The 24,942-nt window shown below is 63.0% G+C and carries 20 protein-coding genes and 2 tRNA genes; 8 read left to right on the top strand and 14 right to left on the bottom strand.

Translation table 11 applies throughout. The annotated features are described in order from the left end of the window. The 7 genes from QZ564_RS08845 to QZ564_RS08875 form a co-directional block, all read right to left on the bottom strand. Positions 1-1,730 (bottom strand): MFS transporter (locus QZ564_RS08845; RefSeq protein ID WP_297108039.1); only part of this gene is annotated, 1,730 nt, incomplete at its 3' end. Positions 1,731-1,733: 3 nt separating this feature from the next. Next, the gene (locus QZ564_RS08850; RefSeq protein WP_297108041.1) at positions 1,734-2,999 is read right to left on the bottom strand and encodes an MFS transporter; all 1,266 of its coding nucleotides are present in this window, start codon (positions 2,997-2,999) and stop codon (positions 1,734-1,736) included. After that, positions 2,989-4,947 carry an ABC transporter ATP-binding protein gene (locus tag QZ564_RS08855; RefSeq protein ID WP_297108044.1) on the bottom strand — a complete coding sequence of 653 codons (1,959 nt, stop codon included), beginning with the start codon at positions 4,945-4,947 and terminating at the stop codon, positions 2,989-2,991. Before QZ564_RS08855 ends, QZ564_RS08850 begins: the two co-directional genes overlap by 11 nt. A gap of 10 nt (positions 4,948-4,957) precedes the next feature. Beyond that, on the bottom strand, positions 4,958-5,845 hold the full coding sequence (locus QZ564_RS08860; RefSeq protein WP_297108046.1) for an ABC transporter permease: 888 nt from the start codon (positions 5,843-5,845) through the stop codon (positions 4,958-4,960). A gap of 15 nt (positions 5,846-5,860) precedes the next feature. Further along, a complete protein-coding gene (locus QZ564_RS08865) occupies positions 5,861-6,808 on the bottom strand; it encodes an ABC transporter permease (RefSeq protein ID WP_297108049.1) in 948 nt (315 codons plus the stop codon). 12 nt (positions 6,809-6,820) lie between these two features. Continuing rightward, positions 6,821-8,362, bottom strand: a complete 1,542-nt coding sequence (locus tag QZ564_RS08870) for an ABC transporter substrate-binding protein (protein ID WP_297108052.1) — start codon at positions 8,360-8,362, stop codon at positions 6,821-6,823. A gap of 74 nt (positions 8,363-8,436) precedes the next feature. Further along, the gene (locus tag QZ564_RS08875; RefSeq protein ID WP_297108054.1) at positions 8,437-9,153 is read right to left on the bottom strand and encodes an isochorismatase family protein; all 717 of its coding nucleotides are present in this window, start codon (positions 9,151-9,153) and stop codon (positions 8,437-8,439) included. 126 nt (positions 9,154-9,279) lie between these two features. Between QZ564_RS08875 and QZ564_RS08880 the strand changes: the two genes are divergently transcribed. After that, entirely contained in the window at positions 9,280-10,218 is a 939-nt protein-coding gene (locus tag QZ564_RS08880; RefSeq protein WP_297108058.1) for a LysR substrate-binding domain-containing protein, read from the top strand. Between the two features lie 73 nt (positions 10,219-10,291). Here QZ564_RS08880 and QZ564_RS08885 read toward each other — a convergent pair whose 3' ends face one another. After that, the gene (locus QZ564_RS08885) at positions 10,292-10,900 is read right to left on the bottom strand and encodes a TetR/AcrR family transcriptional regulator (protein ID WP_297108060.1); all 609 of its coding nucleotides are present in this window, start codon (positions 10,898-10,900) and stop codon (positions 10,292-10,294) included. A 37-nt stretch (positions 10,901-10,937) separates the two neighbouring features. Beyond that, positions 10,938-12,350 (bottom strand): amidase, encoded by a 1,413-nt coding sequence (locus QZ564_RS08890; RefSeq protein ID WP_297108064.1) that lies wholly within the window; start codon positions 12,348-12,350, stop codon positions 10,938-10,940. A 166-nt stretch (positions 12,351-12,516) separates the two neighbouring features. Between QZ564_RS08890 and QZ564_RS08895 the strand changes: the two genes are divergently transcribed. The 6 genes from QZ564_RS08895 (at position 12,517) to QZ564_RS08920 (ending at position 18,937) form a co-directional block, all read left to right on the top strand. After that, the gene (locus tag QZ564_RS08895) at positions 12,517-13,848 is read left to right on the top strand and encodes an ABC transporter substrate-binding protein (RefSeq protein ID WP_297108067.1); all 1,332 of its coding nucleotides are present in this window, start codon (positions 12,517-12,519) and stop codon (positions 13,846-13,848) included. Positions 13,849-13,908: 60 nt separating this feature from the next. Continuing rightward, positions 13,909-14,643: an ATP-binding cassette domain-containing protein gene (locus tag QZ564_RS08900; RefSeq protein WP_297108070.1), complete on the top strand. Its 735-nt coding sequence runs from the start codon at positions 13,909-13,911 to the stop codon at positions 14,641-14,643. Then, positions 14,624-15,331, top strand: a complete 708-nt coding sequence (locus tag QZ564_RS08905) for an ABC transporter ATP-binding protein (protein ID WP_297108073.1) — start codon at positions 14,624-14,626, stop codon at positions 15,329-15,331. Before QZ564_RS08900 ends, QZ564_RS08905 begins: the two co-directional genes overlap by 20 nt. Next, a complete protein-coding gene (locus QZ564_RS08910; RefSeq protein ID WP_297108076.1) occupies positions 15,328-16,200 on the top strand; it encodes a branched-chain amino acid ABC transporter permease in 873 nt (290 codons plus the stop codon). The genes QZ564_RS08905 and QZ564_RS08910 overlap by 4 nt, the downstream gene beginning before the upstream one ends. Further along, a complete protein-coding gene (locus tag QZ564_RS08915) occupies positions 16,197-17,150 on the top strand; it encodes a branched-chain amino acid ABC transporter permease (protein ID WP_297108079.1) in 954 nt (317 codons plus the stop codon). Before QZ564_RS08910 ends, QZ564_RS08915 begins: the two co-directional genes overlap by 4 nt. An 83-nt stretch (positions 17,151-17,233) precedes the next feature. Further along, positions 17,234-18,937 carry an alpha/beta fold hydrolase gene (locus QZ564_RS08920; RefSeq protein WP_297108082.1) on the top strand — a complete coding sequence of 568 codons (1,704 nt, stop codon included), beginning with the start codon at positions 17,234-17,236 and terminating at the stop codon, positions 18,935-18,937. 219 nt (positions 18,938-19,156) lie between these two features. On the opposite strand, the gene QZ564_RS08925 is transcribed toward QZ564_RS08920, so the two are convergent. Next, positions 19,157-19,231: transfer RNA gene (locus QZ564_RS08925), tRNA-Gln, on the bottom strand. A gap of 171 nt (positions 19,232-19,402) precedes the next feature. Between QZ564_RS08925 and QZ564_RS08930 the strand changes: the two genes are divergently transcribed. Continuing rightward, positions 19,403-19,479, top strand: a tRNA-Pro gene (locus QZ564_RS08930). A 95-nt stretch (positions 19,480-19,574) separates the two neighbouring features. On the opposite strand, the gene QZ564_RS08935 is transcribed toward QZ564_RS08930, so the two are convergent. From QZ564_RS08935 to QZ564_RS08950, 4 genes are read right to left on the bottom strand one after another with little or no spacing between them, the layout of a single operon-like run. Next, positions 19,575-21,236, bottom strand: a complete 1,662-nt coding sequence (locus QZ564_RS08935; protein ID WP_297108084.1) for a urocanate hydratase — start codon at positions 21,234-21,236, stop codon at positions 19,575-19,577. A gap of 3 nt (positions 21,237-21,239) precedes the next feature. Beyond that, positions 21,240-22,328, bottom strand: a complete 1,089-nt coding sequence (locus QZ564_RS08940) for a DUF917 domain-containing protein (protein WP_297108088.1) — start codon at positions 22,326-22,328, stop codon at positions 21,240-21,242. Further along, entirely contained in the window at positions 22,328-23,581 is a 1,254-nt protein-coding gene (locus QZ564_RS08945) for a Zn-dependent hydrolase (protein ID WP_297108091.1), read from the bottom strand. Before QZ564_RS08945 ends, QZ564_RS08940 begins: the two co-directional genes overlap by 1 nt. Further along, complete coding sequence (locus QZ564_RS08950) at positions 23,578-24,939, bottom strand: amidohydrolase family protein (protein ID WP_297108094.1); 1,362 nt, start codon at positions 24,937-24,939, stop codon at positions 23,578-23,580. Before QZ564_RS08950 ends, QZ564_RS08945 begins: the two co-directional genes overlap by 4 nt. Between the last annotated feature and the right edge of the window lie 3 nt (positions 24,940-24,942).

Raw genomic sequence — 24,942 nt, forward strand, 5'->3', positions numbered from 1 at the left:
CCGGAGGGCTTCTGCTTGCGGATGACGATGTCGCGCGGGCCGGGTGCGATATCGGCGACGATCTCATTGCCGTCCTGTCCGTCGCTGGTCAGCAGCGGCGCGGCCGCAAAAGCCTCTTCCTTGCGGCGCGAGCTTTTCCAGGCCCAGGACCCCGCATCCCATTTGTCGGGACGCTGCGTACCCGTCGTGTAGATGATCGGGATGCCCTTGCCGCGGCAGGTCTCGATGAGCTTTTGCAGCACCGGCATGGCTTCCCAGGCATATTCGCCGCAGGAAGTGCGCCATTTCTTGATGCTCTCGAGGATCGGCGTCGGCTTCTCGTCGCAGAAGGCGTAGTTGACGTCGATGATGAGCAGCGCCGGCCGCTTGCCCCAGTCCGCCAGCGAACCGAATCCGGAGGAGGCAAAGACCGCCTTGTCTTCCTCGCTCAGATACTTGTCCCAAATACGCTCGGTCATGGTCATAGGTCTCCCAGGTTGGTGTGAAGATGGATGCTCGTGTGGTCTGGTCGTCAGCAGGTGCCGGCCGCCGAGCAGGAAGACGGCACCGAAAGCGATGAGAAGCAGGGCGTTTATGAAAAGGCCGCCGTCGTAGCCGATGTGGCCGACATCGACGATGATGCCGATAGCGAGCGGGCCGACCAGGTAGCCAAAGTCACCGCCGAACCGCAGCAGGCCCATGGCGGCGCCCTGCTGCCGGGCCGGAACAACATCCACGGCGAGGGCGCCAATCGCCGGTCCGCCAATGCCCGAGGCAAGGCCAATGGCAATCATGCCGGCGAAGAGCATGGCGGGCGTGTCGGCCAAGGCGATGCCGGTCAGGGCAGCGGCGGTGGCCAGTAGCGAGAAGCAGATGATGGCAGCGCGCGGCAGCCGGTCCACGATATAGGCCGCCACCGGCAGGGACATCAGGTTGGCCACGGCCGACAGCGACATGGCCAGACCGAGTTGGTCAGGCCCGATGGCGTAACGCTGATCCGCCAGGAGGGGGATCAATTGCCACTGCCCGGCTGTCCGGGTCAGGAAGAAGCCGAAATTGGCCAGAAGGACGCAGAGGAAGGGCAGGATCAGCAACAGACCCAGCATGCTGCGAGAGCCTGCATGGTGAGGTTCTTCGAGATGCGACTTTCCATCCTTGAACAGCAGGAGCGGCAGCAGACCCGACAGCAATCCGATGATCGCGGCGACCCAAAATGGCCCGGAAAGGCCGAACAGATTGGCCGCCAGGCCACCGACACTGGGTCCGAAGGCCCCACCGACCAGGGTCGCCCCCTGAAACATCGACATGACCTTGCCGCGCATACGCCGATTACTGTTCTGCGCCAGGTAGATCATGGCGGCGGTCATGAAGAGGCCTGACCCCACGCCCTGCATGATACGTCCGGCCAGGAGGACCGTGTAGTCCGGCGCAACTGCGCCCATGACGGCACCGAGGGAGCAGAGCAAGAGGCCAATGCCGAGCAGGGGCCGGATCCCCACACGCGAGGCGAAGTGCCCGGCGGGTAGGTCCGCCACCAGCCGGCCGGCGGCGAAGACCGTGATCATCAGCCCGATCTGCCAATCGGGCACGGCAAAGCTCTGCGCATAGATGGCCATCACCGGTGTCAGCATGCCGAACAGCATCATGTGCCCGGCTACAGCCACCAACGCGACCGGTAGATAGGGCATGGCCTTGAGTGTCTCTCGCCATGTGGCGGGGGAAACCGGTAGGTCGCCGAAGAGCGCGTTCATGCCCTACTCCGCTGGCTCGGCCGGCTTGGCTGGTGCCTTGAGCGGGCCCCGGCTGACCGTGACGGCGGAGAAACCGAGTACGGTCGCGACCAGCACCGCGCCCCCGCTGTAGAAGGCCGCCGTCAGACCGAAAAGCTGACCCAGAACGCCGAACATGGCCGGGCTCAGCACCTGCGAGAAGCGATTTGCCAAAAGGCGCAGGCCCATCAGCTTGCCGCGTTCGCTTTCGCCTACTGCATCCACCATGATCATGATGCTGACCGGCAGGTTGACGCCGACCGCACCACCGATCACGGCGGCCAGCAGCAGCATGGTGACGGGACTGGTCACGGCCAGGGGCGTCAGAACGACGCCGAAAGCGGCAATCGTGCCGGCCGCCAGCAATATCCACTCGAGGGAATAGCGCTTCATCAGTCCGTTGAGGGCGAAGCGCGACAGCATGCCGGCGAGGCCCTTGAGCGAAACCGTGACCGCGATGAGGAAGGTGGCAAAGCCATTCTGCGCGAGATAGAGCGGCAGAAAGCTCATATAGAGCGCCTGGATATACATGACGAGGAAGGTGCCGGTCAGGCCGAACTGCACGGGGCGCGATCCGGCGAGGCCAATGCCGCGCTTGTAGCTGGAAAGGATGCCCGAAGGACTGAAGGCGTCGCGCACCCGCACATTGCTGGCGTCGGGGTGCGGGTATTTGGTGCTGAGCCAGAAGAGGGCGATCATGAACAGGATGCAGGCAACCAGCGAGGCGATGAAGGCAGCGCGATAGCCATCATTTGGGACGGCAAAGGCCGAGGCGATGAGACCGCCGATGACCGGGCCGAGCATGCCCCCGCCCGACATCCACATGGAGTATTTCTTTATCGCATCGTTGCGCCGATCCCGGTCCCCATGAGCAACCAAGACCTGGAACGAGGATGCCATGATGATGACTGAGGCGCCGATCAGCACCTGGGAGAGGGCAAGCAGCGCGATACCGGTGGCAAAGACAGTGCAGACCAGCGAGGCCAACAAGAACCAGGAGCCGTATTTCAGCATCTTCATCGGCCCGATGGAGTCGATGAGCTGCCCGGCCGGCATGGCAATGACGATCGGCAGGAGCGCCTTGAGCGTTACCATCAGCCCCACCGCGAAGGTGGATGCCCCCAGTTCGGTCGCGTAGAGCGCAAAGAAGGGGTTGGCGAGACCCTGGATGGTAAAGAAAACACCGCCGCCGACAACGCCGAACCGGGCGAAGCGCGCTCCGGCATCATCAGACGCAAGGTTAGTGGGCATAGTGGCAGGCTACCTGTCTTGAAAGGTCATGGTCGGGCAAGGCCGGCTTTTCGGCGCGGCAGCGATCAGTCGCCATCGGACAACGCGAGGCAAAGGCGCAGCCCTTGGGAAGGTTGAGGGGGCTGGGCAGTTCGCCCTGGAGAGGCGTTGCCGCGCGGCGGCTCTCTACCACCGGGTCGGGGACCGGGACCGCGTCGATCAGCGCGCGCGTATAGGGATGACGCGGATCGGCGAATACTTCTTCGGCCGCGCCATATTCCACCACCTCGCCCAGATACATCACGGCGATGCGGTCCGAGATGTAGCGGACGGTCAGCAGGTCGTGGGAAATGAAAACGAAGCTGATCCCCAGCTCCTCTTTGAGATCGACCAGCAGGTTGATGATCTGGGCGCGCACCGACACATCGAGCGCCGAAGTGGGTTCGTCGGCCACCACGACCGATGGATTGAGCGCGAGCGCCCTGGCCACGGCCACTCGCTGACGCTGGCCGCCGCTCAGCTGGTGCGGGTAGCGCTCGACAAAGGCCGGATCGAGGCCAACCTGGCTGATCAGGCGCTTGACCGTGTCGAGTCTCTCGGCCTTGCTGCCACGTGATTTGACCACAAGCGGCTCGGCGACGATGTCGCCGATGGTCATCTTGGGGTTGAACGAAGCCGCTGGATCCTGAAACACCATCTGCGCCAGGCCGGCGATGAAGATATCGCCAGATGTGGGCCTCTCGAGGCCCAGCAGCATGCGGGCGACAGTGCTCTTGCCGCACCCGCTTTCGCCCACGATGCCGAGCGTCTCTCCCTTGTGGACCCGCAAGTTGACGCCGTTGACCGCGCGTACAACCATTTTGCGCGATGTGGCGAACTGCTTCCTGAGAGCGTTGAGCTCGACCACGACGCTGCCATCGGGCTCGAACGGCTTGTTGAGCCGCGTCGCGTGCTGCTGCCCCGTCGCCAAGGCCTGCTCCAGACCATGCGGCGTCCAGCAGGCCGCCGTGTGTTCATGTCCGCGATCTGTCAGGCGCGGCGCTTCGGCAAGGCATCGGTCATGGGCGGCCGCGCATCGATCCTTGAAGGCGCAGCCCGTGATTTCGTGACGCATGTCCGGCGGCAAGCCCGAGATCTGGGGGAGCCGTTCGCTCTTGAGCATGGTTGTGCTCGGTATGGTGCCGAGCAGGCTCTGTGTGTAGGGGTGTGCCGGATTGGCAAAGATGTCTTCCACCCGGCCGAACTCGACAATGCGGCCGGCATACATGACCGCCACCTTGTGGGCGAAGCGTGCCACCAGCCCCAGATCGTGGGTGATGAACATCATGGCCGAGCCTGCCTCGGCAGTGAGGGTCTTGAGCACTTCGACGATTTGCGCCTGGATGGTGACATCGAGCGCTGTCGTCGGTTCGTCGGCAATCACCAGTTGCGGGCGGCTCGCCAAAGCCATGGCGATCATGACACGCTGGCGCATGCCGCCGCTCATTTCGAAGGGATAGGCCTCGATGCGGCGTTCCGGTTCGGGAATACCCACCTTGTCCAGCCACTTGATGGCCTCGGCGCGCGCCTGGTCCCGATTGAGGCGCAAATTCCGCATGATCGGTTCGATCATTTGCCGGGAGATGCGCATGACCGGATCGAGCGAGGACATGGGATCCTGAAAGACCGTTCCGACCAGGCGCCCCCGCACAGTGTTGAGCTGACCTTCGCTGAGGCGCGAAATGTCTCGCCCATCGAGCAATATCTCGCCGCCCACCACCCTGCCGGGATGGGTCAGCAATCGCAGGATCGACATGGCCATGGCGCTCTTGCCCGAGCCGCTTTCACCCACGACTGCGAGGCGCTCGCCGCGCTCGATGGTGAAGGACACGCCATCCACGGCCTTGACCGTGCCGGAGGCGGTCTGAAACTGGGTGCGCAAATCGCGCACTTCGAGCAGGGTGGTCTTGACGGGAGCCTGGTAGTTCATGTTGGCCTCCTCAGTGCGAACGGGGGTCGAGCAGCTCGCGGACACCGTCCGAGAGGAAGTGCAGGCCGATGGCGATCAACAGGATGACCACGCCCGGCAGGGTCGAAATCCACCAGGCCTGTTCGAGATAGGTCTGGCCGTCGCGCACGATGTTTCCCAGCGATGGTTGGGGCGGCATGATGCCAAGGCCGAGGAAGCTGAGGCTGGCCTCAACCAGGATGGCATTGGCCGCCGCAATGCTGGCGGCCACCAGCATGGGTGCGATGGTGTTGGGGACGATGTGACGGGTCATCAGCCAATATTGGGAAGCATCCACCGTGCGGGCCGCATCGATGAAGGCGCGGGAGCGCAGGCTCAGGACCTGCGAGCGCTGCAGGCGGATGAAGCGGGGTACATCGGCCAGCGAGATAGCGAAGATGACCGGCACGATGCCTGTGCCCATCACCGAGACCAGGCCGATAGCCAGGAGCAGCGAGGGGAAGGCCAGGAAGATATCGACGACGGTCATGATCGCCCGGTCGAGCCAGCCGCCATAGAAGCCGGCAAGTGTGCCCAGCACCATGCCGAAGGTCAGGGCAATCGAGGCGACGCTGAACCCGACCAGCAGAGAGATCTGCACGCCGGCCAGGGTGCGGCTGAAGATGTCCCTTCCCATCTTGTCGGTACCGAACACATGTTCGATCGAGGGGAACTGCATCATGGCGCGCAGATTGGTTTCGAGCGGCTTCTGGATCGGCAGGACCGGCGCGAGGATGGTGAGAACCAGGATCGGGATCAGGATGAGCAGCGCGAGCCGCACTTTTGCATGCGACAGCAGGGGGTGGCGCGAGGCGGCCAGAAGGATGGCGAATGGACCGGTCTTGGGTGCCGATGTCGTCGTGAGCGTGATGTCGGTCATGGGAGGGGTCCTTGCCTAGAACTGCACGCGAGGATCGAGGGTCTTGTAGATGAGGTCGGTCGCGAAATTGATGACGACGAAGAGCAGCGCGTAGAACACGATCAGCGTCTGCACGAGCTGGTAGTCGCGGCTGTTGATGCCGGAGATGAGCAGGTTGCCCACACCGGGAATGGTGAAGATGAATTCGACAATCACGGTGCCGCCGAGCAGGTTGCCGAAGCTCAGGCCGACCACGGTGGCGATGGGGAGGGCGGCGTTCTTGAGCGCGTGACGGAACAGGACCCGCAACTCCGACCACCCCATGGAGCGGGCCGTCCGGACATAGTCCTCGTTGAGCACTTCAAGCACGGCGGTGCGGGTTATCCGAGCCAGAGTCGCCACTTGTGACAGGGACAGGACGATGACCGGCAGGGCCAGGCGGAGAACCAGCGCCCAGGGATCGCTCCAGTTCAGTTGCCCTGACGCGGGGAACCAGCCCAACCCCAGAGAAAAGATCAGCAGCAGAACCAGCGCCATCCAGAAGGAGGGCATGAGGTCGATGATCATGGCCGCGCCGGTGAGGCCGTTGTCGAGCCAGTTCCGGCCCTTGTGGGCCATGAAGGCCGCGAGCGTTCCAAGGGGGATGGAAATCAAAATCGAGAGGACAATCGTTGCCAACGCGATGCTGAGTGTGATGGGCAGCGCCCTCAGCAGCAGCTCGGCTATGGGAATGCGGGTGGTGATGGTTTCGCCAAGGTCCACCGTCACCAGATCGCGCAGGAAGCCCAGATACTGATTGACCAGCGGTTCATCCAGGCCCATCTGCTCACGCAGAGCCTGAAGCGCCTCGCCGGACAGGGTGTCGCCCGCCATGGCCGAAGCCGCATCACCGGGGATAAGCCGGAGGGTAAAGAACACCAGGGTGATCACACCAAGCACGGTGATGAGCATCTGGACCAGTTTCTTTGCGGTGTATTCGGCCATGGCAGAACGCTCCTATTCAGCGATGTTGACGTCGTAGAAGTTGACCTGCGCGAGGTAGTTGATGTGCACCCCGGTCACCTCTGGCTTGCCTGGCCAGAAGACGTTGTTCGAATAGGTCGCCAGATAGACGGCGTCCTCGGCCACGATCTGCTGCACCTGCTTGTACATCTCGAAGGCCTTTTCCTTGTCGGGCTCGGCGCGCGCCGCCTCGAGCAGGTTCGTGACTTCGGGATTGTCGTAGCGGGCGCCGTTCAGGCCATTGGGCACCATGTTGTCGGGGTGCAGGTAGCTGAACAGGATCATGTCGGGATTGACCGCCGGCAGCAGACGCGAGGCCATGTCGAACTCGCCCGCATTGCGCCGCTGGTTGAAGGTGGGCGTATCAACCAGTTCCATTTCCATGTTGATGCCGACTTGGCTGAGGAAATCGATCTGGAACTGCTGGAGCTCGGTAACGCCCTGCGCGGAGGTGCCCAGGTTCTTGAAGGTGAACCCATCGGGATAGCCGGCCTCGACCAGCAGGGCCTTGGCCTTTTCAGGGTCGTATTCGTATTTGGGAACGTCGTCGGTATAGACGTCCATCCAGGGCAATAGCATGGAGTGATGTGGCTGGGTCAGGCTGGGTGAGATGGCCTGGGTGATCGATGCATAGTCGACTGCATGGGCCATGGCCTTGCGGACCAGCGGATTGGCGAATGGCTCAAACTCGGGGTTGAGCACGCCGATGACCACGGCATAGTCTTTCACCGAATTCATGGTGAAGCCCTCGGCCTCCAGCACCTCGAGGTTTTCTTCTTTGTTGGACCGCATCACCAGGTCCACCTCTCCATTGCGCAGGGCGATGGTGGCGGTCGCTTCGTCCTTGATGATGTTGAAGACGATCGTCTCGATGGGCGCCGGGCCCTTATAGTAATCCTCGTGACGCTTGAGCACGATCTGCGAGCTGACATCGATGGATTCGAGGTAATAGGGGCCCGTGCCGATGGGCTGCCACCGCACTTGGTCACCGGCTTCCTCGATGGCCTTCTGACTGACGATCTGGCCCTGGTGGTAATTGGCGACCGTGTGCAGGAAGTTCCCGTTCGGCGCATCCAACTCGATGATCAGCGTATAGGGATCGGGCGCTTCCATGCTGACAATGCCAGCAAGCTCCGAAGCGTATGGCGAGGCGGTCGCGGGATCCTTGATGCGATTGAAGCTGTAGATGACGTCGGCGGCGGTGAAGTCGCCATAGTCCTTGTGGAAGGTGACCCCCTCACGCAGCTTGAAGGTCCAGGTCTTGTTGTCCGTCGTTTCCCAGGACACGGCCAGATCGGGGACGATCTCGCCGGTTTCGCCATCATAAGTGGTCAGCCCACTGAAGATGTTGAACGCGATGTTCTCGTTTTCGATGCGGAAGATGTTGGCGGGATCGAAGCCCGCGGGGTCGTCATAGAAGCGGACTGTGAGAGTCTTGCCCTGGGCCAGGGCCGGCGACGAAATAGTGAGAACCAGCATCGTGGATGCCAGCAAGGTCAGGGTCGCGGCAAGCAGTTTGCGGATGTTGCCAATCATTGTCGTTCCTCGAAGAGGTGGGTGGGGCGGCGACGCCGCCCCCGTCGAGGAAGCGGCGGGGACGAAAGGTTCAGTCAGCTGGCCATGCGGGTCAGCGCGGGTTCGGACCCTGCTGCCAGCTTGCGGAAATAGGCCTTGGCGAATTCCGCATCGACGACATCGGCATATTTCTGATGCATGTCGTAGAGGTTCATCCAGTGTGATGCCTCGGTGCGGTCATAGGCGCAGTCCATCGGCACGCCGACCTTGAAACGGTGCGTGGCCGCATCGACGGCACTGGCGCGCAGGCAGCCGCTGGTGGATTCACCACACAGAATGACCGTATCGATGCCCATCGAAATCAGGTGGAAGGCCAGCGGCGTCCCCTGGAAGCCGCTCGGCGCGGTCTTTTCGATCACCACTTCGCCGGCAATGGGGGCGACCTCGTCGCAGATCTGCTCGCCCTTGCGCTTCATCTCAGCGCTCATGGTGGAGGCGCGCGGCTTGCGGTGCACCCATGGCTTCATGCCATTGTTCAGCCCCTTGACGTGCACGACCGGAACGCCGGTCTCGCGGGCGACAGCCAATAGTTCGGCGGTCTTGTCCACGGCCGCCCAGCCCTCAAGACCCATGCTGCCCGGCCAGGTCTTCATCGATTCAAAGATCGGTTCGCGCGTGAGACCGACCACGCTGTAATACATGTCGATCAGCACCAGCGCTGGCTTGGTGCCGAACCCCGAAAGCTCCTTCTTGCCCCATTGCTGATCGTGCAGCTTGTCCCGCTCGCTGAGGAAGTTTTCCCAACCATACATTGCCAGTCTCCTTGTCAACGCCAATTTGCCTATTTCTTAGGCGATATTTAACAGTGATTAGCGTATTGGCAATTTGGTCCGGTTCAAGCAAAACTAACTACACTCCTTCATAAGCCGGACTAATGAATGCCCCAGCCCCTGCCCTCCCTTGCGAGCCTAAGATCGTTCGAGGCCAGCGCAAGGCTCGAAAGTTTTTCCAAAGCCGCACAAGAGCTTAACCTGACGCAGGCGGCGATCAGCCAGCAAATCCGCCTGCTCGAGGACCGCGTTGGCGGGGAATTGTTCCGCCGCGAAGCCAGGCATGTGAAATTGACAGAGCTGGGTCGCCTCTATCGCAGCCTTACCGTCGAAGCGCTGCGGGAGATGGAAAGTGCCTTTGAAACGGTGCGGGCGCTGGCTCGCCCTGACGCCCTTGTGGTCAAAGCAACCCCCACATTCGCGGCCTACTGGCTCCTGCCCCGACTGTCGTCATTCCAGCGCGACTGGCCATCGGCAAGCCTGACCGTCACGGCGGTTGAAACAATGGGCGGACAATTCGATGGCGTGGGCGATGTGTCCATCACGACCGGCCAGCATCAATGGCCCGGCTTTCTGACCACCAAGCTGTTCGACATCGACCTGATCGCGGTGGCGTCCCCGGCGGTTGCGCGCCGGACCGACCTGGGACGGTTCCTGGCGGGCAGTACCGAAACCATTATCCACACCATGCGACGGCTGGACGATTGGCCCTTGTGGTGTGCCGGCGCTGGCGTGCCCAATTTCCCGCTCGATCGCGGAACAATCCTGTTCAACTCCGCCCTTTCCTACGGTGCCGCCGAGAAGGGAATGGGCATTGTCATCGCCGAAGAAGCCATGATCGCCGACCAGCTTGCCGACGGATCTCTCGTCGAGGTTCATTCCGCCCGCGTGCCATCTGGTCGGGGCTACTATCTGCTCGAGCCCGACCACCGGGCCAGAAAGCCGATCGTCGACGCCTTCATCCACTGGCTGCAGAAGGAGATGAGCACAACGACCGCGCTACTTTCAGAGAGGCGCGGCCTCGGCCATGTCATCAGCCAGGACTAAGGAGACGTCCTCTTCATGCTCGATTGGCCAATCTTGGCCAGATGAAAGGAATGGCAGTCGGGAGCGTGGCTGATCAGCTGGCCCGCCAAATGGCGCGCGCCGCATCAACGAGCTGGCTCGTGGTCTTGAGCAGTTGGGCGGTATCGCGCGTGGCCAGCCACTGGTTGAGGATACCGACGAAACACGCATAGATGAAGTTGGATAGCTCGGCGATACGGGGGGCATCCTCCGCCGATACGTCGCTGCAGCGCGCCAAGCACTCCGCGTAGAGCTGCTTGATCTCGCGCTCCTTTTCGGCCGCCAGATGCGCTGCCTGAGGCACCCGCAGCACGTAGAGCGTCATTTCCTGAAGCACCAGCTGTTCACCGGGAGCACTCTCGATCTCGCCCCAGATAAAGGCCAGCAGATCTTCGATGCGCTCATGCAGTGGCTGGGGCGCCCCGAAGCGCTCATCGAGCCGGCCGCGATAGTTCGAGGCCAGCACGCCCATGACGCTGAGGATGATCTCTTCCTTGTCGTGGAAATGGTAGTGCAGCGTGGCGACATTGACGCCGGCGGCCTCAGCGATCTTGCGGGTCGTGGCGTTGTAGACCCCGTCCGAGATCATCACCTTGAGCGCGGCATTGACGATCTGCTCCCGGCGCCCCTCGCTGTTCGGACGCGGCCGGCTTTTGCGAGGCAATGTTTGTTCCGCCAACTGATACTCTCCCATGGCGCGGTCAGTGCCAGACGGGATCGATTGGCCTGATCGGGCCGACCTTCCCTTCCATGACCCTGGCGGCCGCCAGGCATCGCTCATCCATAAACCGGGCAGCGGTGATTTGCACCCCGGCCGGCACGTTCCGGGCCATTCCTGCAGGGACCGAGATGGATGGCAGGGCCAGACCCGCCGTGGACGACAAAACGCTGAATGCCCGCATGATGGTTGCCATCGTCTCAGGACCTTCCTGGTCGTGCTGCAAGGGGAACGTCGGCTGGAACGAGGTGGGCAGCAGCACAATGGGATAGGTGGCGAAGAACATCTGCCATTCACGCTGAATGGTCATTCGCCGCTCCCAGGCCTGGTGCTCGGCCGCTGCGTCGAACACGGGCAGGTTGCCGGCCGTGTCATGAAACGCCTTGCGGAAGGCATCGTCGCCCACCGAGAGCATGAACTCGCGGGTCTCGCCGCTGCATTCAGCATAAAGGAGTGCCATCCAGAGTTCGGCCATCTCGGCCATGCGGGGCGGAGCCGCCTCCTCGACAACGTAGCCGGCTTCCTCCAGCCAGCGCGCGGCCTGTCGCAGCGCGGTGACAATTTCGGGGTCGGTGCCGAATTCAGCCTCGCCGGTGTAAAGTGCCACCCTGCAGGGCAGGTCCAGCCCGGGGCTGGCCGCCGGTGCCGGCACGAAGCCAGGGTCGCGATGATCGGGGCGCTCAAGGGCTCTGAGACCGACCTCAATATCGCGCACCGAACGCGCCAGTACACCCTCGGTGGCCGCGATCTGCAGACACAGGGACTTCTCGGCCGCCTGGGCGGGATTGTAGCTGGGCAAGCGCCCCATGGTCGGCCGCATGCCATAGATACCGCAGGCACTGGCCGGCAGGCGGAGCGAACCGGCCACGTCGTTGCCATGCGCTATGCTGCCGATGCCCGTCGCCGAAGCGGCCGCGGCCCCGCCGCTCGACCCGCCGGGTGACAGCGATGGCCCCCAAGGATTGCGTGTTTCGCCATAGAGCGCGTTGCTGCTGAACCAGCGGTAGCAGAAGGTCGGAATATTGGTGCGCCCGACGATAACCGCGCCGGCATGCCGCAGATTGGCCACCGAGGCGCTGTCCTCCTTGGCGACCGCATCCTTGAAGGCCACGACCCCATGGGTGGTGGCATGCCCGGCCAGGTCGACATTGACCTTGACCGTGACGGGCACCCCATGCAGAGGCCCTGTCGCCTCGCCACGAACGCTTGCCGCGTCAGCTGCATCGGCAGCGGCCAAGGCCTCGGATTCCAAAGTTTCGGCAATGGCATTGAGCACAGGATTGACCGCGTGCATCCGGTCGATCACCGACTGCGTCGCCTCCCGGCTGGAAATGACCCCGGCGCGGATCGCCGTGGCCGTCGCCACCGAATCCCAGGTCCAGATTTCCCCATTCATTGCGCATTTTCCTCCCGCCCAATCGTGTTCCGCGGCGCGGGTCCTGCTTGGGACACGCCGTTTCGGCCACGCCAAGGTTATTGACTCGGCAATATCTCAATCATATGATTTGGTCAATTGATTGGATCACTGAAGTGGTGGTTCACGATCCTTGGGAGGGGACTTCATGACCGAGACTAAACATGCAGCTATTGCGCCCGCGACCTCGCGTCGGTCGATACTGAAAGGCTTTGCTGCGGCCGGCATAGCGACAGCCTTCACGCTGCGCTTTCCAGCCGTACACGGCCAGGAGGCCAGCACGCTCAAGATCGGCTGGGTGGCTGCCCTGTCGGGTCCCGGCGCGCTGTTCGGCGAGGCAACCGACTTCGTCAAGGCCCAGCTCGAAGCCCGCTTTGGTGGCGGCATAGAGATCGGCGGCAAGACCTATTCAGTCGAAGTGCTGGTGCGTGACAGCCAGAGCTCGGTCAACGTGGCCGCGCAGGTCACGACAGAACTCATGACCCGCGACAAGGTGGACCTTATCGTTGCGTCCGAGGCGCTCGCTTCGGTGGCTGGCGGCCAGATGGCAGTCATCAACCGCACGCCCATCATTTCGACCCTGTTCCCATCTGACGCCATGATTGGCGTGCGTGGTGGACCGGAGGCCTATAGCAACAACGGCACGCCCTGGACCTTCCACTTCCTGTTCGACACCGCCGATGTCGGCGCTGCCTATATGGGCATGTGGGAGCCGGTGCGCAGCCGGCTCAATGACACGGTGGGCACCTTCTATGTAGATCAGCCGGCCGCGCAAGGCTTCGCGCATCCCGAATTCGGCCTGCCCGCCTTTCTCAACCAGGCCGGATATACAAGCGTCGAAGGCGGCATGTTCAAGGTGGAGACCGACGACTTCTCCAACCAGGTCGCGACCTTCCGGGACGGCGATGCCCAGATCCTGACGGGATTCATGTTCGCCAACCATTTCGCATCCTTCTGGCGCGGCGCGGCCCAGGGCAACTACAAGCCCGAGATCGTCACGATTGCCGGCGCCTTCCTGTTCCCCGGCGGCATTGATGCCTTGGGCGACCGTGGCGACGGTGTTTCCACCGAGATCTGGTGGTCGCCCAAGACGCCATTCGCATCGAGCCTCACCGGCCAGACAGCCGGCGCGCTCGCTGCCGAATGGGAAACGACCACGGGCACACAGTGGACCCCGGTGCTGGGCTACACCCATGCCATCTGGGAAGTGGCGATCCAGGCCCTGGTGGCTTCCGGTGACCCCAAGGACCGCGAGGCGGTTCGCTCGGCCCTCGCGGCGACCAAGCTCGAAACCATCGTCGGTCCAGTGGATTTCACCGATACGCCCGTCCCCGGCATCACCAAGACGCCGCTGGTGGCCGGCCAGTGGCGCAAGGCCAAGTCCGGGCCGTACAATTATGACCTGGTCGTGACCTATAACGGCACCTCTGCGCCTTTTGTGGTGGACGACGAGTTCAAGCTGCTGTCCGACCTTAGCTAAACAAGTCAATGGCCGGGAGCATTGCTCGCTCCCGGCCATCCATATGCTCGGGAGGAGCCGGTGGTTGCTGTTCTGGACGTTGCCGACGTCTCCAAGCGCTATGGCGCCAAGCTGGTGGTCGACAAGGTGAGCCTCGCCGTTTCAACTGGCGAGTGCCTGGGCATTATCGGTCCCAATGGCGCGGGCAAGACGACCCTGTTCAATCTGCTCGATGGCTCGGCCCAATCCGATTCCGGCACCGTGAACGTGGCCGGGGAAGATATTTCGCGCTGGCCGCAATATCGCCGGGCCCGGCTGGGGGTCGGGCGCGCCTATCAGGTGCCGCGTCCCTTCACCGGTCTGACAGTCTACGAAAATGTGCTGGCCGGTATCGAACATAGTCCGGTTGCTGGCGCCCGCCCCGGCCGGCGAGCCCTTGAGGTGCTGGAAAAAGTGGGACTGGCGGATAAGCGGAACATGATTGCAGGTCGCCTGCCGCTGCTGGACCGCAAACGGCTCGAACTGGCCAAGGCGGTCAGCGTGGGCAGCAAGGTCTTGCTGCTCGATGAAGTGGCCGGGGGCCTCACTGAAGGGGAGGTATTCGAACTGGTGGAGATGGTCATCCAGCTCAAGCGCGAACATGCCGTGCTCTGGATCGAGCACATCGCGCATGCCCTGATGGCAGCGGCCGATCGCCTCCTGGTGCTGCATTTCGGCGCCAAGCTGATTGAAGGAGCACCGCAGGAGGTCATGTCGGCCCCCATCGTCAAGGAAGTCTATCTCGGGATATCGGTCGATGACGCTGCTGGCGCTTGAGGGGGTCGATGTCTTCTACGGGGATTTGCAGGCCACTTTCGGGGTCGACCTGCATGTCGAGGAAGGCGAGGCTGTGGCGCTGATCGGTGCCAATGGCGCGGGCAAGTCGACCCTGCTCCGGGCCATGATCGGTTTGACACCCGCCCGCCGCGGCACGGTCACTTTCGATGGCGAGAATATCACTCGCCAGCGCTGCGATCTGGTGGCGCGGCGCGGCGTCGCCATCGTGCCGGAGGGCCGGCGCCTCTTTGCTTCGCTGACCGTGGAAGAAAATCTGCTCATGGGTGCAGCCCGTGCACGGCCCGGCCCGTGGACGCTGGACAGCGTCTTCGACCTCTTTCCGGCGATGCGCGATTTTCGGCATCACAACGCCGCCGAGCTTTCTGGCGGGCAGCAGCAAATGGTGGCGGTCGGACGAGCCCTGCTGACCAATCCCCGCCTCTTGCTTTGCGATGAGCTCTCGCTGGGCCTGGCGCCCAAAGTGGTGGGCGAAATCTATTCGTGCTTCGCCGGGATCAGGGAAAAAGGCGTCTCCATCATCCTGGTGGAGCAGGATATCGCGCGGGCGCGCTCGGCTTCCAACCGGCTCTACTGTCTGCTCAAGGGTCGAGTAACGCTTGAAGGCGCGTCCGACGCCGTGTCGCTCGACGACATCAGCCACGCCTATTTCGGGGACCGGCGCCAATGAGTTATGTCGAAGCGATCCTCAACGGCCTGATGGTGGGCGGCCTCTATGGGCTGTTCGGCCTCGGCCTGGCGCTGGCCTTTGGCATCATGCGCATCGTCAACATCGCGCATGGCGAGTTCGTCGTGCTCGCCGCCTATCTCGGCGTGACCCTACTGGCCGTTACGCCCCTGCCCTTGCCGGTTGTCGTGGTGGTGGTGGCCGCCGCCGCCTTTGCACTGGGCTGGGCCCTACAGGCCACCATGCTCAACCGGCTGCTGGGACCCAACCCGGTCCCGGCCATGGTGGTCACAATGGGTCTGTCGATCGTCTTGCGCAATGTGCTGGTGGAGCTCTACGGCGCCGATATCCAATCCATCGATATAGGTCCGCTGCAGAACATGGGCATCGGCTTTGCAGGCCTCTCCATCGGTCTCTTGCCAATCCTGATCTTCATCATTTCCGTGATCCTGTTCATTGGCGTCAACCTGCTCCTGACCCGCACCACAATCGGCCGGGCCTTTAGGGCGGCCGCAGATGACCATGAGATCCTCGAGACGCTGGGGTTCAACCGGCGGCGCATCTACAACGCTGCCTTGGGCCTTGCAGTCGCCTTGTCGGCGGTAGCGGGTTTGTTGCTGGCCATGCGCAGCTCCTTCACACCGTTTTCCGGGGTCGAGCGCCTGCTCATTGCCTTCGAAGTGGTGATCATCGGTGGTCTTGGCTCGCTGCGCGGCTGTTTCCTGGGCGGGCTCTTCCTGGGCGTGGTGCAGGTGCTTGGCCTCAAGCTCTACCCCAATGCGGGCCCCCTGTTCGGGCACCTGGCCTTTTTCATCGTGCTGCTGGTGCGCCAAAGCAACCTTGGTTTGTTCCTTGCCTGGGGGCGCAAATGAGTACCTTCCTGCGGTCCGGTCTGGCACTTCCCGCACTTGGCCTGGCTGTCGTCGCCGCGGCCCTGATCCTTTTGCCGATCGACCGGCGTCTGGCCATGGAGGTGCTGCTGGTGCTGGCCATGGCGCAGGGCTGGAACCTGCTCTGCGGCTACACGGGCCTATTGTCCTTCGGCCATCACGCATTTGTCGGCCTGGGTGCCTATGTCCTGTTCATGACCGTCAACACCACGGGCCTTTCGCCCGCCTGGAGCATCCTTGCCGCGGCCCTCGTCGCGCTTGTCGTGGGCCTCGGCATGTGGGCCTTGCTGCGCAAGCTCAGGGGGCCCTATTTCTCCATCGGCATCTGGGTGCTGGCCGACAGCCTGCGCCTGCTGTTCGCCCAGTGGGAATGGGTCGGCTCCTCGCGCGGGATTGTCCTCAATCCCATGAGCATCGACGCATCGACTTTCGCCGATACGGTTTTCTACCTTGCGCTGGGACTGGCCTTGGTCACAGTTCTTGGTGTCTTCGCCCTGCTGCGCAGCCGGACGGGGCTGGCACTCATGGCCATCCGCGACAATGAGGCCGGGGCCGCCAGCGTTGGCATCGCCGTGGCCCGCAACCAGCTCGCCGCCTTCCTCATTTCGGCTGTGGTCTGTGCTGCAGCCGGCGCGATCTATTACCTCTCAGTGCTCTATGTGGACCCGAGCGGCGCCTTTGACATCGACTGGCAGATCCGAGTGCTGTTCATCGTCATCGTGGGCGGCCTGGGCTCCATCGAAGGCCCCATCATCGGCATCGTCATCTATTTCGGCCTGCGCGAACTCTTCCGCGATGCCGGCGACCTGTTCCTGATCTTCCAGGGGCTGACAGCCTTCCTCGTGCCGCTGATCATGCCGGGAGGCATTTGGGGGCTCATCCAGTCGCGCACCGGCTGGCAATTATTCCCGACGCGCCGCATTGCCCAATAGCGTCGGTGGAATTCCAAAAGTTGGCCGAGCGATCCGGCAGACAGTCATTTCAAAAAAGACTTAGCAACAGGGGGTACAATTAAATGACGATCAAGAATCGGCTTTTCCATGCGGGCTGGATTATCATCCTGCTTGGTGCGCTACTGGCGCATTTCATCCAAACATCGGGCGGGATCACTATTCGAGATCTGCGTTTCCACGGCACCAATGGCCAGGTTCTCAGTGGCCTGCTTTATGTGCCGCCTGGGGTTTCAGCCGAAAACAAGGCCCCGGCCATCCTCGCCGTTCACGGCTACTTCAACAGTCGCGAAACCCAGGGCGGCTTTGCCATTGAACTTGCCCGCCGCGGCTATGTGGTGCTGGCGCTCGATCAGGGCGGTCACGGCTATTCGGACCCGCCGGCCTTCGCCAACGGCTTTGGCGGCCCTGGAGGCCTCGCCTATTTGCGGTCGCTCGATTTCGTCGACACGGACAATATCGGTCTTGAAGGCCACTCCATGGGTGGTTGGACCGTGCTGGCCGCGGCGGCGGCCATGCCGGACGCCTATAAGGCCGTGGTGCTGCAGGGGTCGAGCACCGGTGCTCCCTTCGCCAGGGAGGCCGACACGTCATGGCCGCGCAACCTGGCCGTCGTCTTCTCCAAGTTCGACGAATTTTCCGGGTTCATGTGGGGCGTCGAGCGTGCCCGGGACATGCCCGCGAGCACGAAGCTGCAGACAGCTTTCGGCACCACCGAGCCCGTCGTGGTTGGTCAGATCTATGGTTCCATCGACGATGGCACCGCCCGCATCCTGCATCAGCCCAACACCACCCATCCGGGCAACCATTTTTCGCCAGAGGCTATCGGCGACGCCATTGCCTGGTTCGACCAGACCCTGCAAGGCGCCGATCCGCTGCCGCCCGGCGACCAGATCTGGCTCTGGAAGGAAATCGGCACGCTCATAGCGCTGGTGGGTTTTGTCGTCCTGCTGGCTGGCGCCTTCGATATGCTGCTCAGGACACAGGCCTTTGCGCATCTGCGCAAGGAGCCGGGCGGCGCTGCTTATGATGGGCGAAACGGCAAGTGGTGGCTGCATTTTGCTCTGGCCACACTCATCCCGGTGCTGACCTATTACCCATTCTTCTACTGGGCAACCGTGGTCTTCCCGGAATCGGCAATCCTGCCGCAGAGCTTCACCAGCCAGATCGCCCTGTGGGCCGTGCTGAATGCGCTCATCATCGTTGCGCTGGGCTTGGTCTTCAAGGGTAACAAGGTCGAGGGACGAGGTGATATCTGGGGCTCTGTACTGATTGCCCTGGCAACCGTCGGCATCGGCTATATCGCTGTGGCAGCAACGGACTTCCTGTTCAAGGTGGACTTCCGCTTCTGGGTCGTTGCGCTCAAGCCCTTTGACCTGGTGCGGGCCAAGATCGCGCTGGTCTATCTGGTGCCATTCACGGTCTACTTCGTGCTGGCCCTGCGCGGCCTGCACATGGGCCTCTCGGTTCGCACTGATGGCCGCGTGGCACAATATGTCTCCAACATCGCGGTGATGATTGTCGGCTTCATCCTGTTCCTCGGTTTCCAGTATCTGACGCTGCTGTTTACCGGCCACCTGTTCAGCATGAATGAGTCCCTGACCACGGTGATCGGCATGCAGTTCGTGCCGCTTCTGGCGATTGTCGCCTTCCTGTCGACCTTCGCCTGGCGGCGGACAGGCAGTTACCTGCCGGGCGCGTTCATCAATGCGCTGTTCGTCACCTGGTACATTGTGAGCAGTCAGGCGATTCAGTTCGCGGCAAGCTGATAGCGCAAAGACTTCGCCCTGCAGCGTCGTTGGACGTCATCCATATGGTTTCCATTGGATAGGCACCAACGGCGCTGCGATTTCGGCCATCTTCACCCAAACAGTCAGGGTGAGGGCCGAGCCGCCGAACCGCAGGAAAACCCGATTGCTGCCGCTCGCGCCCCAGAACACCAATGCTCTGGATCGTTCAAAATCGTCGAATAGGGGAAGGGGATGGTCTGGCTGGGGCGCCAGGATTCGAACCTGGGAATGGCGGTACCAAAAACCGCTGCCTTACCACTTGGCGACGCCCCAACTTGGAGCCGGTTCCTACACGGTTCGGTGGCGCCGCGCAACACGCTCCGAACCCGCTATAAAAGGTTGTGAGAAGCGCTTGAACAGCGTGTGGACCGCGGCTATAAAGCCGCCACACCGCGACCGGGCCGACCCATCGGCTCACCAAGTCCCGAATAGTCGCGTGCCTGACGGAGTATAGCGCAGCCTGGTAGCGCACCTGCTTCGGGAGCAGGGGGTCGCGTGTTCGAATCACGCTACTCCGACCAATCAACCCCGGCATCTTCGGATGTCGGGGTTTTTCGTTGCAGAGGGCGGCTCTGGTCTCGCAAGCGCGGGCAGACCTGGCCCGTCTGCCGGCAATTCAAGACAGGCGGATGTACGGAATGTTCTTCCGCGCGATTTCCTCGTGGCTCTCGTCATAGCCAGCGTCGGCATAGCGCATGACACCCAGTGCCGTGTCGTTGGTCAGGGCATGTGACAGGCGTTCGGCGCCTTCATCACTGCCATCGGCCACTACTGTCACACCAGCCGAGGTCATGTAGCCGGCATAGCCGCCGCCACCGGAATGCACCACGACCAGATCGGCCATGGATGAGCAGAGCAGCATGGCATCCAGGATCGGCCAATCGGCAATGGCGTCCGAACCATCCTTCATCCGTTCGGTCATGATATTGGGATGGGCCATCGCGCCGGCATCGAGGTGATCGCGGCTGAAGGTTACCGGCCCCGCCAGCTCACCCTTGTGCACCATGTCGTTGACCGCCAATGCCAGTTGTGTGCGTTCGCCATGACCCAGCCAGGCGATGCGGGCCGGCAGACCCTCGAACGGCACATGGCGCCGCGCCAGCTGTATCCAGTTGGTGACGATCCTGTTGTCCGGGAACATCTGCAGCAGCCGGTCGTCGATCTTGCGGATATCCTCCGGGTCGCCGGATTGCGCCATCCAGCGGAAAGGACCAATGGCCCGGGCAAACAGCGGGCGGAGATAGGCCTCGGTGAAAATGGGAATGTCGAAGGCGTTCTTCACCCCGCCATCGTGGGCATGGGTGCGGATGAGATTGCCATTGTCGAACACTTCGGCGCCGCGCCTCTGGAATTCGAGCATGGCGATGACATGGTCGACAATCGAGGCCCGGCTGGCCGCCATCAGCTCCTCTGGGTTGGTCTCTCGCAGTTCCCGCACCTTGTCGAGCGCATAGCCCTTCGGAACATAGCCATAGACCAGGTCATGGGCGGAGGTCTGATCGGTCACGATGTCGGGCGTGATCCCGCGCCGGACGATTTCGGGGTAGATATCGGCCGCGTTTCCGACGAGGCCGATGGAGGTCGGGCGTTTTTCGCGAACGGCGGCCGCGATCATCTCGAGCGCTGTGTCGAGATCGGGCGCGATCTCTTCGAGATAGCCGATTTCCTTGCGTTTGCGGGCGCGTTCCGGGTCGATGTCGACGCAGAGGATGGCGGCGCCGGCCATGCGACCCGCCAGCGGCTGCGCCCCGCCCATGCCGCCAAGGCCGGCCGTCAGGATGAAGCGGCCCGCCAGATCGCCATCGAACCGGTTTTCGGCAATGCGCATGAAGATTTCATAGGTGCCCTGGATGACCCCCTGGCTGCCGATATATTGCCAGGCGCCGGCGGTCAGGCCTCCCCAGCAGATCAGCCCCTTGCGTTCGAGCTCGTAGAACACCTCGGCCCTGGCCCATTGGCCGACGAGATTGCAATTGGCCATGATGACCAGGGGCGCTTTAGCGTGAGTCTTGAGGAGGCCGATCGGCTTGCCCGACTGGATGATGAGGGTCTGGTCCTCATCCATCGTCTTGAGTGCCGAGACGATGGCGTCATGGCTGGCCCAGTTGCGGGCCGCCTTGCCGAGCGCGGCATAGACCACGAGGTTGTCCGGGTCTTCACCGACGCTGAGCACATTCTCGAGCAGGCGCAGCAAAGCCTCCTGCCGCCAGCCACGGGTGCGCAGCTCGTTGCCGCCGGGAATGGGAAAGCGCGGATGACGGGGATTTGCGGTCGGCATGGCTTAGCCCTCCCTGGACAGGGCATAGGTGGCCAGGTCGATGCCCAAGGTCTTTTCGACATGCGGATAGACGGCCGGGTCGAGCACGCTTGATGACAGCGGAATGATCGATTTGGGCACGTGCAGCACGAATATCTGCATGCCCTCCTCCAGCTGACCGACGCTCAGGGGGTCGCCCTCGGTCGACAGCGTGGTGATCACGTCCGGGAAAGTGGCCTGCCGCTGGCCGTCCTTATCATCAACCGCCATGTATTCGTTCATCACATGCAGCACGGCGCCTTTTTCCAGGGTCACCGTGCCGACATCGAAAGCTTCGCTGGTATAGGTCACGGCCTTCCGGCTGACCTTGCCTTCGACAAGGATCGCTCCGCCGGTCGTCTTGACGATGGTGTCGATGACCGCGCTGCCGCCCTTACCCTCTGCGGCCAGGATCGCTTCGCCGAGTTTGAGTGCCAGCGATATGCCGCCCAGCGCCGCGTGTTGACGGACATAGCTGGCGCGCACCGGGTTGCGGCAGGAGGCAATGAAGCCGCCGGACATGTCCGAGGCCGTGCGCAGGATCGGTGAGACCTTGGCCGTGGCGCCGCGGGTCACCAGTTCGATATAACGGTTCTCGTCGCGATTCCCGCCCACGGCCGTCTGGATCATCGGTTCGGGTGACCCGGCCAGGCCGATCGAGCCCATGTCGCCAGTGGGGTGGGCGCGGACATCCCCTACCGCGTCGACCACCTTGGTTCCGAGCACCGCCGAGGGCAGCCAGCCGTTGAGCGTCGAAGACTTGCCATTCTGCCCCACCATCAGGCCGGCCAGTTTTTCCCCCAGCGCATCCTCCAGCAATTGTACGGCCTTGATGTAGTCGACACCACGCATCTCCCAGGGCGTCGTCGAGGCAGGAGCACCGATGGCCGCGGCGGTAGCGACCCAGTCATTGTCGGCCAGCTCCTCGATCGAAACCAGTTCCGGCTTGCCGATGGAGACTGCGGCATGGCCAAGCATGCGGCCATGATCGGCCCAACCGCCTCCGCCTGCCGCATAGACCGAGCCGCCCTTGACGGCCGCTTCGACGTCCTTCTCGGTGAGGATGCGTCCCATTATGTTGTCTCCTGCAGGTCGTGATCGAGCCGCCGAACTGCTTCGAGCAGCACGGCAGCGCCCAGCGCGATATCTTCGGCGCTGGCGGATTCTTCGGGGGTGTGGCTGCGACCCTCGACGCAGGGTACGAAGATCATCGCGGCCTTGGTCGCCCGCGCCATCCACGCGGTGTCGTGCCCCGCACCGGACGCCATGCGCCGATGCCGAGCGCCTGTAACGTCGCAGGCAATGTCGAGCGCCGCCAAAACGTCGGCGTCGCATGGGGTCGGCGGATTGTCGGAGATGGTGCGCGGCTCATGTACCGAAACGCCGGTCTGGGCTGCAATTCCAGCTACGCCTTCGCGCAGTTCGGTGAGGAAATGCTCCATGTCCCGGCGCCGCTCGGCGCGGGCATCGATCAGCATGGTGACGCGGGCGGGCACGACATTGGCGGCATTGGGCTCCATTCGAAATTCGCCGACAGTGGCCGCGAAGTGAAAATCGCCACTGGCCAGATCGGTGGCGAAACGCTCCACGGCCAGAGCGATCCAGGCTGCGGCCGAGAGCGCATCCTTGCGACTGCCCATGGGCGTGGTCCCGGCGTGATCGGCCCTGCCCTCCACCACGATCTCGATCCGGGTGATGCCGGCAATGGCGGTGACCACGCCGATGTCGAGCTTTTCGTTTTCAAGCACAGGTCCCTGCTCGATATGGAGTTCGAGGAATGCTGCGATGTCATTGCGCCGCAGCGAGGCGGCTGGATTGCCGCCGACCTCGGCGATGGCGTCGGCAAGCGTAAGGCCCTCGCTTTTTCGGGTCAGCCACTCGTCGGGCCGGGTGCCGGTGATGCCTCGGCTGCCGATGCAGGAGACACCGAAAATCGAAACCTCCTCGGCCAGGAAGTCGATGATTTCGAGGTCATGGTCGAGTTCGATGTTGCGGTCGGCCAGCGCCCGCACAACCTCAAGGGCCGCCGAGACACCGGCAATGCCGTCATAGCGCCCGCCATCCGGCACGGTATCGGAATGCGAGCCCAGCATGATCGTGCCGAGGCCGGGTTTCCGGCCGACGCGGGAGCCGACCAGATTGCCGGCGGCATCGACATGAACCTTGAGGCCGGCGGCCTCGAAGCGCTGCGAAAGCCATTCACGGCCCTTGAGAAACATGGGCGTGAAGGCGCGGCGGGTATAAGGGTGATCCGGCTCGGTGATTGCGGCGAGGGCCGAGATGTCCTCGCTTATGCGAACGGCGCTGGTGGGCAGGTTGCGGGTCATGCGCGCACCTCGGGTCGAACGAAGCGACCAATGCCCGGCTGCGCCAAAACGTCTTTGCCATCAAAAGCTTGCCGCCCGCGGAGCCAGGTGCCGGCGACGGTCCAGGGCAGTTCGATGCCGTTATAGGGGCTCCAGCCGACAACGTTGTGGCCGCTGCGGGCGGCGTCATAGACCAGCGGGCGATCGACCAGAACGGTGATGTCGGCGTCCTTGCCGACCTCGAGCGCGCCTTTGGTTTGGTCGAGGCGGAAGTGGCGGGCGGGGTTGGCAGACATCAGCTGCGCGGCCCAGGTCAGGGCCAGGCCCCGGTCCAGGAGTCCCTTAATGAACAGCGGCACCATGACTTCCAGGCCCGGTACGCCCGAGGCATTGGCGAGCATGTCCGGATTGGTCTTGCGATCTTCGGACCAGCTGACATGATCGGTCGAGATCAGCGTGACATTGCCAGCCGCGACATGCTGCCAGAGCTTCTCGACTTCTGCGCGCGGCCGGATCGGCGGGTTGATCTTGGCCTTGCCGCCGAGCCGGGCGACGTCGTTTTCCTCGTCCAGGGTCAGATAGTGGATGCAGCATTCGATGGTGGCCGCATAGCCCTGGTCGCGATAGAGGCGCGCGATCTCGTAGCCCCGTGCTAGGGAGCAATGCACGACATGGGCGGGACAGCCGGTCTGCGCGCCGGTCTCGTAGATCTGCAGCGACGCCAGAAGTTCGGTCAGCGGCGGGCGGCTCAGGCCGTGCGCACGATAGTCGGTGATGCCGGCAGCCTTCACTTTGGCCATGGCGGCGCGGACCATTTCATCGTCTTCGTTGTGAACACCTGCCGTCAGTCCGGTCCTGGCCACGGCCGCAAAGCACTCTTCGAGCAAAGCAGGCGGAATGCGCGGAAATCGGATTGGGTCGGTACCGAAGGTGGAAAATTTGAAGGCCGCAACACCTGCCTCAGCCTGCTCGGCAATGCGGGCCGCGCCCTCCTCGGGATTGATGGTGCCATAAAGGGCGAAATCCACCCGCGCCTGCGGGCTGGCATGCTCGACCTTGATGCGCACGGCCTCTGCAGAACAGACCAGATTGCCCTCGTCATAGGGCATGTCGACAATGGTGGTGACGCCACCGGCGGCGGCCGAGCGGGTCGACCAGATGAAATCTTCCTGGTTCTTTTGGCTCAGCGAATGGGTCTGTGCATCAATGGCGCCAGGCAAGATCATGGCCGTGCCCAGATCGTGGCGCTCAGCGGCCTGCGGCCCCGCGCCCTCGCCAACCAGCGCAATCTTGCCATTGTGCACCGCCACATGGCCGCGCTCGATGACCCGGTCAGGAAGCACCACGGTGCCGGTCAGGCTGAGATCGAAATCGGACATTGT

The sequence above is a fragment of the uncultured Devosia sp. genome (assembly GCF_913055165.1).
Taxonomy (GTDB): domain Bacteria; phylum Pseudomonadota; class Alphaproteobacteria; order Rhizobiales; family Devosiaceae; genus Devosia.